This window comes from Flavobacterium sp. F52, assembly GCF_000278705.1.
Lineage (GTDB): Bacteria > Bacteroidota > Bacteroidia > Flavobacteriales > Flavobacteriaceae > Flavobacterium > Flavobacterium anhuiense.
In genome coordinates this window covers 99054-111292 of record NZ_AKZQ01000031.1, presented here as the reverse complement: position 1 = coordinate 111292, position 12239 = coordinate 99054, and the positions used below count along the sequence as shown (strand labels likewise).

At 34.4% G+C, this 12239-nt stretch carries 12 protein-coding genes; 8 read left to right on the top strand and 4 right to left on the bottom strand.

Annotated elements, in window-relative coordinates; genetic code table 11:
- Positions 1–34: 34 nt before the first annotated feature.
- A complete protein-coding gene (gene dnaG, locus FF52_RS16175) occupies positions 35–2107 on the top strand; it encodes a DNA primase (RefSeq protein WP_008467170.1) in 2073 nt (690 codons plus the stop codon).
- A gap of 95 nt (positions 2108–2202) precedes the next feature.
- Here dnaG and FF52_RS16170 read toward each other — a convergent pair whose 3' ends face one another.
- Together FF52_RS16170 and nadE are read right to left on the bottom strand one after the other, a co-directional pair.
- Entirely contained in the window at positions 2203–2832 is a 630-nt protein-coding gene (locus FF52_RS16170) for a response regulator transcription factor (protein WP_008467169.1), read from the bottom strand.
- A gap of 92 nt (positions 2833–2924) precedes the next feature.
- Positions 2925–3731, bottom strand: a complete 807-nt coding sequence (gene nadE, locus FF52_RS16165) for an NAD(+) synthase (RefSeq protein ID WP_008467168.1) — start codon at positions 3729–3731, stop codon at positions 2925–2927.
- 99 nt (positions 3732–3830) lie between these two features.
- Here nadE and gldB point away from each other — a divergent pair, with 99 nt between their 5' ends.
- Positions 3831–4787 (top strand): gliding motility lipoprotein GldB, encoded by a 957-nt coding sequence (gene gldB, locus FF52_RS16160; RefSeq protein WP_008467166.1) that lies wholly within the window; start codon positions 3831–3833, stop codon positions 4785–4787.
- On the top strand, positions 4784–5119 hold the full coding sequence (gene gldC, locus FF52_RS16155) for a gliding motility protein GldC (RefSeq protein WP_035691749.1): 336 nt from the start codon (positions 4784–4786) through the stop codon (positions 5117–5119). Before gldB ends, gldC begins: the two co-directional genes overlap by 4 nt.
- A gap of 95 nt (positions 5120–5214) precedes the next feature.
- On the opposite strand, the gene yihA is transcribed toward gldC, so the two are convergent.
- Both yihA and FF52_RS16145 read right to left on the bottom strand, forming a co-directional pair.
- Positions 5215–5835 carry a ribosome biogenesis GTP-binding protein YihA/YsxC gene (gene yihA / locus FF52_RS16150; RefSeq protein WP_008467163.1) on the bottom strand — a complete coding sequence of 207 codons (621 nt, stop codon included), beginning with the start codon at positions 5833–5835 and terminating at the stop codon, positions 5215–5217.
- Between the two features lie 42 nt (positions 5836–5877).
- Positions 5878–6642, bottom strand: a complete 765-nt coding sequence (locus FF52_RS16145) for an alpha/beta fold hydrolase (RefSeq protein ID WP_008467162.1) — start codon at positions 6640–6642, stop codon at positions 5878–5880.
- Between the two features lie 377 nt (positions 6643–7019).
- Here FF52_RS16145 and FF52_RS16140 point away from each other — a divergent pair, with 377 nt between their 5' ends.
- The 5 genes from FF52_RS16140 to FF52_RS16120 are packed head-to-tail and all read left to right on the top strand — an operon-like array spanning position 7020 to position 12205.
- Positions 7020–7493, top strand: coding sequence for a division/cell wall cluster transcriptional repressor MraZ (locus FF52_RS16140; protein ID WP_035691746.1), 474 nt, complete (start codon positions 7020–7022; stop codon positions 7491–7493).
- The gene (gene rsmH / locus FF52_RS16135) at positions 7468–8376 is read left to right on the top strand and encodes a 16S rRNA (cytosine(1402)-N(4))-methyltransferase RsmH (protein ID WP_192811813.1); all 909 of its coding nucleotides are present in this window, start codon (positions 7468–7470) and stop codon (positions 8374–8376) included. Before FF52_RS16140 ends, rsmH begins: the two co-directional genes overlap by 26 nt.
- Before the next feature lie 21 nt (positions 8377–8397).
- Entirely contained in the window at positions 8398–8745 is a 348-nt protein-coding gene (locus tag FF52_RS16130; protein WP_008467159.1) for an FtsL-like putative cell division protein, read from the top strand.
- Entirely contained in the window at positions 8736–10745 is a 2010-nt protein-coding gene (locus tag FF52_RS16125) for a penicillin-binding protein (RefSeq protein WP_008467158.1), read from the top strand. The genes FF52_RS16130 and FF52_RS16125 overlap by 10 nt, the downstream gene beginning before the upstream one ends.
- Entirely contained in the window at positions 10742–12205 is a 1464-nt protein-coding gene (locus FF52_RS16120; protein WP_008467156.1) for a UDP-N-acetylmuramoyl-L-alanyl-D-glutamate--2,6-diaminopimelate ligase, read from the top strand. Before FF52_RS16125 ends, FF52_RS16120 begins: the two co-directional genes overlap by 4 nt.
- Positions 12206–12239: the final 34 nt, after the last annotated feature.

The following is a 12239-nucleotide window of genomic DNA, read 5'->3' as shown; positions in this document are numbered from 1 at the left end:
TGCTAGCTCTAAACTTTTAAACTTTTAATATACTTTGATTTCACAAAGCACCATTGACGCTGTTTTTGAAACTGCTCGAGTAGAGGAGGTTATTGGCGATTTTGTCAATTTAAAACGCGCAGGAAGTAATTTTAAAGGTTTAAGTCCATTCTCAGATGAGCGTTCGCCTTCGTTCATGGTTTCGCCCGCAAAAGGAATTTGGAAAGATTTTAGTTCTGGAAAAGGAGGAAATTCTGTTGCCTTCTTGATGGAGCATTCTCATTTTACTTATCCAGAAGCCATTCGTTATTTAGCTAAAAAGTACAATATCGAAATTGAAGAAACCGAACAGACAGAAGCAGAAAAAGCCAATACGGATATTCGAGAAAGTATGTATTTGGTTTCTGAATTTGCGGCAAAGTATTTTCAGGATGTTTTGTTGAATTCTGAAGAAGGAAAAGCCATTGGTTTGTCGTATTTCAAAGAAAGAGGATTTACCAACGAGACTATTAAAAAGTTTAATCTGGGATATTCTCCAGAAACTTGGGATGCTTTTACCAAAGAAGCGTTAGGAAAAGGCTATAAATTAGAATTTTTAGAAAGTACAGGTTTAACCATTCCAAGAGAAGACCGTCCTTTTGACCGATTTAAAGGGCGTGTAATGTTCCCGATTCAAAGTATGTCGGGACGTGTTCTAGGTTTTGGAGGGCGTATTTTAACCAATGATAAGAAAGCAGCAAAATATCTCAATTCGCCAGAAAGTGACATTTACCATAAGAGTAAAGTGCTTTACGGAATTTATCATGCAAAACAATCTATAGCCAAACAGAACAATTGTTATTTGGTTGAAGGTTATACTGATGTAATTCAGTTTAATCAGGCTGGAATCGAAAACGTTGTGGCATCCTCTGGAACAGCATTAACTCCAGATCAGATTCGCTTGATTAATCGTCTGACGCGAAATATTACAGTTCTTTTTGATGGAGATGCAGCTGGTTTAAGAGCTTCTATCAGAGGAATCGATTTGATTTTGGAAGAAGGAATGAACGTACGAGTTTGTTCTTTTCCTGACGGAGAAGACCCAGACAGTTTTGCCCGTAAAAATTCGCATGACGATTTGGTTGCCTACTTAGAAAGCAATAGTAAAGATTTTATACAGTTTAAGGCTTCGATTCTGATGGGCGAAGCTAAAAACGACCCAATAAAAAAGGCTGAGCTGATTCGTGATATGGTTGGAAGTATTTCAAAAATACCAGACCGTATTCAGCGTGAAGTTTATATTCAGGAATGTGCCCGAATTATGGATATTTCGGAGCAGGTCTTGACGAGTACTTTAGCACAGCTGATTCAGAAAGATATAGCTGACGCCAATAAAAAGCAGAAGCAGGAACAAAGACCTTTTGAGGTGGTTAGAAATCAGCCTCCGCAAGCGGGGACATTTTCAGGAGGAGATCCAGAAGATCCTAGAACAGGTCCGCCAGAAGGTTATGATTATCCAGGAGATCCAGGATATTATCCGCAAGGGCAAACTCAAAAAGTAGATATTTTATATGGTTTTGAAAGGAAAATCATTGAGATTTTACTATTATATGGCAGTGTTGTAGAGAGTTTTGAGGATGTGTACTTAAAGGCAGACGAAGAAGGGAATGTAAAAGAAGTTTCGGAGAAGAGACAATATAAAGTTTTTGAAAAAATATATTTGAGTCTTCAAGAAGATGAGGTAGAACTGTCGAATACCTTGTTTCAGAATATTTACAATAACATTATTGCTTTTTACAATCAGAATGAGACTTTTAGTTTAGATAAATATTTGATGCATCTTGAGCCTGAATTTGCACAAGAGGTGACCAATATTTTAATGGAAGATGAAAGGCTGACCATTCATAATTGGGAAGGGCAGAATATTTTTCCAAAACATAAAAGCGAAACCATAGAACAGAATGTTTCTGATACTATATTTTCTATGAGATGGTATTTGGTGTCTGGAATTATCGCAGAATTAAAGAATTCTCTTTTGACCAATCCGCAAGAAGATAATTCAGAAATTTTAAGTATGGTGATCGATTATTCTAAACTGCTGAATAATTTTTCGAAAAAATTAGGCCGAGTAGTGGTGCCTTATCACTAAAAAGAGAAAAACTCTATCTAATCTGATTAATCAAAAAAGATAGAGTTTTTATAAAGTTTTGATTAGTTTAAATTTTAAGCTAATCGATTTTGTAATTAAATAATTTCTAAAGTCTTAGCTTTGTTTACTAAGTCAACTAAATTAGTAACATTTAATTTTGTTAATAATCTTAGTTTGTAAGTACTGATCGTTTTTTCGTTCAGATTTAAGATTTTAGAGATTTCATTGTTTTTCTTACCATCACTTAAGTAACGTAAAACCTCGATTTCTCGGTTAGAAAGTTTTCTGTACAGACGCTCGCTTTTACTTTGTTTAGCGATAAGTGCCATGTTTTTGCGTACTGTTTCGTTGATGATAATTTTTCCTTCGTGTACTTTAATAATAGAATGACCTAATGTTTCAAGTTTTTCTGTTTTGTGTACATACCCAGAAACTCCTGCTTTAATTGCATTTGGAGCATACATTTGCTCAGCAAGATCACTGAAAATAACAATTTTTGTTTTTGGGAAATTTTTCAGGATTGATTTAATTTCGAAGATACTTGAAAGACCTTCTAATTCTAAATCTAAGATTAGAATGTCGATTTCCTTCGTTTGAAGAATATCTCTAACCATTGAAAAATTGCCTACGTTGGCAACAATTGAAATTTGATCGTGGTCTTTGAAATAAGACTTAACGCCAAAGTGCGTCACAGGATGATTGTCTGCTAGACATACTTTAATCATAATTTTTACCTTTTTTAGAATTGTTCATGTTTTTGGAACGGTAAAATTAATAAATAAATTCTGTAATAACTCGCAGAGAATGTTAAAATGTGTTATTTTAACGTTTTTGGTATCAAACAAACTGGAATTGGATCCATTTTATGCTTGTTGCTGGTGTTTAATCGTTTATAAATTTCAAAGACAGATTTTTCTCTCCCTTCAAAGTCAGATGCCGTCTTTCCTGACTCCGCGGCCAACATTGCCCATTCTAGTTCATCATAACTTGCTCCCAATTGGTCTTCATCGGTACGATTATCGCCAAATAATCCATCAGTAGGTGCAGCTGTTAAAATTGATTGCGGAATTTGCAAAAATTCTCCTAAAGCGTATACATCAGATTTCATTAAATCAGCAATCGGACTCAAATCTACGCCGCCATCTCCATATTTTGTGTAAAAACCAACGCCAAAATCTTCTACTTTGTTTCCGGTTCCAGCAACCAATAAACCATGAAGTCCCGCTAAATAATATAAAGATGTCATTCTAAGGCGAGCACGAGTATTGGCTAAAGCTAAATTTACTTTTGCAGTATCTTCTGTTGATGGAACAGCGCTTTTGAAAGATTCAAAAACTCCTGTCAAATCAGTTTGAACCTCAGAAACATTCGGGAAACGTCTCTTAAGCTGTTCAATATGCTCTTTCGCTCTATTAACTTGACTTTCTGCCTGATGAATTGGCATTTCGACGCATAAAACTTTCAGTCCTGTCTGTGCGCATAAAGTTGAAGTTACTGCAGAATCTACACCTCCCGAGATTCCAATTACAAAACCGTTTACTTTTGCATTAGTAGCGTAATTTTTTAACCACTCTACAATGTGCGTATTTACCTTTTCTGTCTGAATTGTGCTTTTTTTAGCCATAATAGTTTAAGTTTTAAGATGCAGGGATGTATATTTGCAGAATTATTTTGAGTATGCAACTGCTTAAAATTCTGATAACACAAATCTAATTAAAATAAAATGAAAATTTATCGCTTTGCAGTGGTTCTGTGCCTGTTTTTTTTGTCTTGCAACCAAAAAAGTAAGGTTGAAAAAGAAGTAGAAGAAATTCCTGTTGATATTAAAGTAGAACGATTTGATAAGGTGTTTTTTGAAACCAAACCGCAAGATCTTCCAAAAATAAAAAAAGAATATCCGTATTTCTTTCCTGGTAATGACGATAATGTTTGGATTCAGAAAATGAATGATCCGATCTGGAGAGAAGTTTACGAAGAAGTTCAGAAAAAATACAGCAATTTTGAACCTGTTCGCCAAGAGTTTAATGAGCTTTTTAAACATGTAAAATATTATTTTCCTAAAACGAGAATTCCGAAGGTAATTACTGTTATAGGAGAAATGGATTATAATGCGAAATCAATTTATGCAGACAGTCTCGTAGTTGTAGCTTTGGAATTATATTTAGGGAAAAACCATAAATTTTATGAGTTTCCAAATTACTTAAAAGAGAACTTTGAAGAAAGACAAATTATGCCAGACGTAGTTTCTAGTTTTTCTTATAGGAATATTCCAAATTCTATAGATAAGAGTTTTGTAGTGCAAATGATTTTTGAAGGAAAACAGCTTTACGCTAAAGATTTATTGATTCCTGAATATACTGATGCTGAAAAAATGGGGTATACTCCAGAGCAGATAAAATGGTGCGAAGAAAACGAAGCTTATATGTGGCGTTATTTTATAGAAAATGAAATGCTATATAGCGAAGACCCAAAGTTGAGAGCTCGATTTATAGCTCCAGCACCTTTTTCTAAATTCTTTTTAGAAATAGATAACGATTCTCCAGGACGAGTGGGAGCTTGGATTGGCTGGCAGATGGTACGTTCTTACATGAAAAATAATAGTGATGTTTCTTTGGCTGAATTGTTTAAGCTTGAGCCAAAAGAAATCTTCGAAAAATCAAAATATAAACCTAAGAAATGATGGCAAATATAAACTCAGAGATTAAATTCAATATAGAATTGGACGAAAACCGCGTTCCAGAAAAACTAACATGGAGTGCGCAGGACGGTGGAGTTCAAGCTGAAGAAGCAAAAGCAATAATGCTGTCAATTTGGGATAGCAAAGCAAAAGAAACCATGCGTATCGATTTGTGGACAAAAGATATGCCGGTAGACGAAATGAAAATTTTCTTCCACCAGACTTTAGTGGCTATGTCTGACACTTTCAAGCGTGCAACAGATGATGAAAAAATGTCTGATACCATGAAAGATTTCTGCGATTACTTTGCAGAGAAACTTGAACTTACGAAATAGTTAATTTTCAAATATAAGAAATCCCAAATTCCAATTGTAAGCTTGGAATTTGGGATTTCTTATTATGAGTTTGTTTTTAATTTGGAATTTAAATTTTAAAATCCAGAGTTGTTTTTAAAAACTTCCTGATTCACTTGGTCAATATAAGATAAAAGCTCTTCTTTACCGATTGATTCTGCAGATGAGGTTACAAAATATTGTGGCATTTCGGCCCAGTTGTTGGCAAACATTTGTTTTTTGTAAGCTGCAATATGCGAATCTATTTTAGTCTTGCCAATTTTATCCGCTTTCGTAAAAATAATGCAGAATGGAATTTCGCTTTCGCCCATATAAGACATAAATTCAATGTCAATATTCTGTGCTTCGTGACGAATGTCAATTAAAACAAAAGCACATACTAATTGTTCTCTGTTTTCGAAATAATCTGTAATGAACTTCTGGAAAACTGATTTTGTTTTTTTTGAAACCTTAGCGTATCCGTAACCTGGTAAATCGACCAAAAACCAATTGTTGTTGATTTTGAAGTGGTTGATTAATTGTGTTTTTCCTGGTCTTGCAGAAGTTTTTGCTAAGTTTTTATTGTTGGTAAGCATATTGATTAAAGATGACTTACCTACGTTTGATCTTCCTATAAAGGCATATTCTGGCAAAAAATCCTTCGGACATTTTGATGCGTCAGAATTGCTGACAATAAATTCGGCGGTATTAATTTTCATATTCCTTTGTTTTAAAACCTCCTAAAAAATAAATTTTAACGGCTATAATTTCTTTTCAATAAGCCATTTTTCAAGAATTTCATTAAATTCCTGAGGATGCTCCATCATTGCTGCGTGACCGCATTTGTCAATCCAGTATAAAGTTGAATTGGGTAGTAATTTGTCAAATTCTTCTGCCACATTTGGAGGTGTTACAGAATCATTTCTTCCCCAAATAATGCAAGTTTCAACGTCCATTTTTGGCAAATCTTTAGCCATATTATGGCGGATTGCACTTTTTGCAATGGTTAAAGTTTTAATTAATTTGATGCGATCGTTAGCCGTAGCGTAAACTTCATCAATCAATTCAGGAGTTGCGATTTTTGGGTCATAAAATACAGCTTCAGCTTTTGTTTTGATGTATTCGTAATCGCCTCTTCTTGGATAACTGTCTCCCATTGCGCTTTCGTAAAGTCCAGAACTTCCGGTAATTACAAGTCCGGCAACTTTCTCAGGATAAAGCTTTGTATGGTACAAAGCAATGTGTCCTCCAAGAGAATTTCCTAGAAGAATAACTTTATCAAACCCTTTAAAAGTGATAAAGTCTTTTACGTATTTCGCAAAACTTTTTACGTTCGTTTTTAAAATGCTTTGGGTGTATATTGGCAAATCTGGGATAACAACTTTATATCCTTTCGTTGGGAAATATTGTGCTACACCATCAAAGTTACTAAGACCTCCCATTAAACCATGCAGAATAACGATCGGAGTTCCTTCTCCAGCTTCGAAATAGCTGTATTTGCCTTCTTTTTTATAGTGTTTGTCCATCTAATCTAATGCCAATTTCAATTTCGACAAATATAGGGTTAATTCAACAAAAATGAATTTTTGATGCCATTTTTTAACTAGATAATTTGAGTAGAATTTGTAAATGGTTAAAAATCAGTAATTAAATGCATATTTCGCAAAATATTCAAATGTTAAGAAACATGCATTATAATCAATTTTTTAAGAAAATTAGCGCATTATTTTTTTGAATGATTAGCGTATTTGAGAATCCGTTAATTAATAGTTAAGGTATTGATTGATTGTTGATTATGAAAAGTGGTAGCAAAGTGGTTAAACTTATTAACAAAGTGGTATAAAGTGGTAAAATGTGGTAATATTTTTTATATTTTTGCTGTATAACATGTTAACTAGTTTTTTTGAACACAATTGTTGGAACATATGAGTGTAAAGTCGATGCTAAAGGAAGGCTAATGATGCCTGCTCCTTTAAAAAAGCAATTGACTGCTTCTCTTCAAGACGGATTTGTTTTGAAGCGCTCTGTTTTTCAGCCGTGTTTAGAGTTGTATCCTATGGTAGAATGGGATGCGATGATGAAAAAAATCAACAAGCTTAATCGCTTTGTAAAAAAGAACAACGATTTCATTAGAAGGTTTACTGCTGGTGTTAAAGTGGTTGAGGTTGATGCATTGGGAAGATTACTTGTGCCAAAAGACTTAGTGACTTTTGCAAGCATTTCTAAAGATGTGGTTTTTTCATCTGCAGTTAATATAGTTGAGATTTGGGATAAAGATTTATACGAAAAATCAATAAGCGGCGAAGATATGGATTTTGCAGATTTAGCCGAAGAAGTAATGGGAAATATTAATGACGACGAAGATGGAATATCATAATCCGGTTTTGCTTCATCCAACAGTAGATGGTTTAAATATTAAACCTGATGGTGTGTATGTAGATGTTACGTTTGGAGGCGGTGGTCATTCAAAAGAGATTTTAAGAAGATTGGGGCCAAACGGAAGGCTGTTTGCATTTGATCAAGACGAAGACGCGCTTGCAAATGCATTGCCGGACGAAAGGTTTACTTTGATAAATGAGAATTTTAGATTCATAAAAAGATTTTTGCGTTTTCACGGAGTAAAAGCGGTAGACGGAATCTTGGCAGATTTGGGGGTTTCATCACATCAGTTTGATGTTCCTGAAAGAGGTTTTTCAACAAGATTTGATGCCGAGTTAGATATGCGGATGAGTCAAAGAAATGATTTAAATGCTTATCGAGTGGTTAACGAATATGAAGAACAGGATTTACGTCGTGTTTTTTTTGATTATGGGGAGTTGAAAAATGCACCGGTTTTAGCAAGAACAATCGTTGAGGCAAGAAAAGATTATCCAATCAAAACAACTGAAGAATTGAAAGAAGTTTTGAAAAGATTCTTGCCAGAAAAAGTTCGAAATAAAGTATTGGCTCAGATTTATCAGGCAATCAGAATCGAAGTTAACCAAGAAATGGATGTTCTAAAAGAATTTATAGAGCAGTCATTGGAGATTTTAAAGCCAGGAGGAAGATTTTCGGTAATCTCGTATCATTCTTTAGAAGATCGTTTGGTAAAAAGATTTATTAAAAACGGAATGTTTGAAGGAGAACCAGAAAGAGATTTTTACGGAAACTTTTCAGTTCCATTTAAAACTATCGGAAAACTGATTGTTCCAGATGATGAAGAAATCAAGATTAATAATAGAGCAAGAAGTGCCAAATTAAGAGTCGCAGAAAAGCTATAATATATATTAAGGTAGGAAATAATGAAAAGTGGCGTATTTAGCATATTAAAAGCAAGATTCCTGATCCATGAAGATGCAGTAAAAAATTGGCGATTTATTGTCTTTATAATTTTGCTGGCCATTTTGATGATTGCCAATACACAGCGTTACGAACAAAAGGTTTTTGAAATCGCAAAATTAAATAATGAAGTAAAAGAATTGAGATCTGAATTTGTTGATCGACGTTCAGAATTGATGAAGTTAAAAATGGAGTCAACCATTTCGGATAAAATGTTAGAAAAACAAATTTTTCCGTCGACGGTTCCTCCAGTAAAAATAGAAGTTAAAAAAGAAGAAGAAAAAAGTTTCTTTAAAAGAATATGGCAGTAGACGATAAACATATATCCTACAGAATTTACCTCGTAGCAGTTTTCATCTTTTTGATGGCAATTGCTATTGTTGTTAAATTAACCAATATTCAATGGGTTGAAGGAGATTATTACAGAAAACTGGCTAAACAGCGTACGGTGAGAAACTTTGTGATTCCTGCCAATAAAGGAAATATCTATTCTGCTGACGGAAGTTTGCTGGCAACATCGATCCCGAATTATGAAATTCGTTTTGATGCCAAAGCGCCAAAAACAGAAACTTTCGAAAAGTATGTAAAACCATTGTCAGATTCTTTGGCAACAGTTTTAGATAAGCCAAGCAGTTATTTTCAGAAAGAACTGCGAAAAGCGCGTGAAAATAAAAACCGTTATTATTTGATCGCTCGTAAGCTGAGCTATACCGAATATGTAAAAATAAAAAGTTTTCCATTATTCAATCTAGGAGCTTTTAAAGGAGGGATTATTGTTGAGCAAGAAACAGTTAGAAAGCATCCGATAGGGAAAATTGCTGAAAGAACGATTGGTTATGATCGAATTGATCCTGCGACTGGAGTAGAAGTAGGAAAAGGAATTGAGTGGGCTTTCAAAAGTTATCTGAACGGAAAAGACGGCAAAATTCTAAAGCAGAAGATTGCAAAAGGGCAGTGGAAACCAATTCGTGATGTTAATGAAGTAGATCCAATTGATGGTTACGATGTGATCTCAACTATAGATGTTTTCATTCAGGATATTGCACATCATGCTTTGTTGAAACAATTAGAAGATTACGAAGCAGATCATGGTTGTGTGGTAGTAATGGAAACGCAAACAGGTCATGTAAAAGCAATTTCAAATTTAGGAAGAGCAGAAGACGGATCGTATTATGAAACGACAAATTATGCTATTGCCGAATCTCATGAACCTGGATCAACTTTCAAGCTAGTTGACTTAATGGCGATTTTAGAAGATAAAGTGGCAGATACAAGTACGGTTTATGACAGCCATAACGGTGTAGTCAAATATTATGGAAGATCGGTTCGTGACTCGCATAATGGAGGTTATGGAAAAGTTTCATTAGCGCGTGGATTTGAACTTTCGTCAAACACTGTAATGGTTCAAGCGGTTTATGATAATTACAAAAATAACCCTTCAAAGTTTGTTAACCATATAAACAGTTATGGATTAAACAAGACATTGGGATTGCATTTTAAAGGAGAAGGAAGGCCATATATTCCTCAGCCAGGAGACAAACATTGGTCAGGAACTACGCTTCCATGGATGGCATTTGGTTATAACGTTTCGGTTACACCAATGCAAACTTTGGCATTGTATAATTCAATTGCAAATGATGGTGTGATGGTAAAACCGCAGTTTGTATCTGAAATTAAGGAATGGAACAAAACCATCAAGAAATTTGATGTTGAAGTTATAAATCCGAGAGTTTGTTCGCCAGAAACATTAAAAAAAGTGAAAGCTGTACTGCTTAATGTGGTAAAGAAAGGTACAGGTTCTAAATTGTATTCGAAAGATTTTTCGATGGCAGGAAAGACAGGAACAGCTCAAATGAATTATGGAGGGAAAGAAGGAAAATCAGCCTTGTATTATGCTTCTTCCTTTGTTGGATATTTTCCGGCTGATCACCCGAAATATTCTTGTATTGTGGTAGTTCATAAGCCGAATACAGCTAAGAATAATTATTATGGAGCTGACGTTGCAGGACCAGTTTTTAAAAGAATCGCTCAAAAGATTTTTACAGATGCACCTTCGACAAATAAGATTAAAAAATTAGATACTAGAATTCCAAAACAGGATGCTAGTTATGATAAATATACGGCTGAGGCTAATAAAAAGCTTAACCAGATTCCGAATTTAAAAGGAATGCCAGGAATGGACGCGATTGCTTTGCTGGAGAATTTAGGTTTGAAAGTAAAAGTAAATGGAATAGGGAAAGTAAAAAATCAATCGATTCAAGCTGGAACTAGTATAAGCAAAAACACAACAATTGTATTAGAATTATCGTGAAAGTATTAAAAGACATATTATATAAAGTAGCTATTGAATCTGTAAAAGGGTCAACAGATGTGGCTATTCAGAAAATTGAATTTGATTCACGTAAAGTTGAAACAAATGATGTTTTTGTGGCAATCAGAGGTTCGCTTTCTGATGGACATAATTATATAGAGAAAGCAATTGAGCTTGGAGCAAAAGCAATTATTTGCGACACGCTTCCTGCAAATACGACTAATGATGTAACGTATATTCAGGTAAAAGATACCAATGCGGCTTTGGCTTTTATGGCGGCTAATTATTTTGGAGATCCTTCTGCAAAACTAAAATTAGTTGGCGTAACAGGTACAAACGGAAAAACGACAATTGCGTCATTGTTATTTCAATTGTTTGAGAAAGCGGGTTTTAAAGTTGGCTTGTTGTCTACTGTAAAAATTGTAGTTGATAAAACTGAATATCCTGCAACGCATACAACGCCAGATTCTCTGACTATTAACCATTATTTAAATGAAATGGTTGAAGCTGGAGTTACACATTGTTTTATGGAGGTAAGTTCGCACGGAATTCACCAGAAACGTACAGAAGCGTTGCATTTTGTAGGTGGAATTTTCACGAATCTTTCGCATGATCATTTAGATTACCACCCAACGTTTGCTGAATATAGAGATGTTAAAAAATCATTTTTTGACTCACTTCCAAAATCAGCATTTGTATTGTCAAACATTGATGATAAAAATGGTTCGGTAATGCTTCAGAATACCGTCGCTAAAAAATTGACTTATGCTTTAAAATCATATGCAGATTATAGAGCTCAGATTTTAGAAAGCCAATTGTCTGGATTATTATTAAAAATTAATGACAATGAAGTTTGGGTAAAACTGATTGGTACTTTCAACGCATATAATGTTTTAGCTATTTACGGAACTGCGGTAGAGTTAGGGATTGATAGTTTAGAAGCGTTACGATTACTGTCTGATTTAGAGAGTGTTTCGGGTCGTTTTCAATACATTGTTTCAGATGGTGGGATTACGGCTGTTGTAGATTATGCACATACGCCAGATGCATTGGAAAATGTTTTGAAAACGATAAATGATATTCGCACTAAAAACGAACAGTTAATTACTGTTGTAGGCTGCGGAGGAAATCGCGATAAAACAAAACGTCCGATTATGGCAAAAATTGCTTCAGATTTGAGTGATAAAGCGGTTTTGACTTCGGATAATCCAAGAAATGAAGATCCAGAAGTTATTCTGGATGAAATGGAACAGGGAGTTGAGGCACACAACTATAAAAAAATGCTGAGAATTACAGATAGAAAACAGGCAATTAAAACAGCTTGTCAATTGGCTCAAGCAAAAGATATCATTCTAATCGCAGGAAAAGGACACGAAACTTATCAGGAAATAAGCGGTGTTCGTCATCATTTTGATGATATGGAAACGGTAAAAGAAATTTTAGAACAACTAAATAAATAAGAAAAAGGAAATTCCAAATCCCAATAAACTTTGG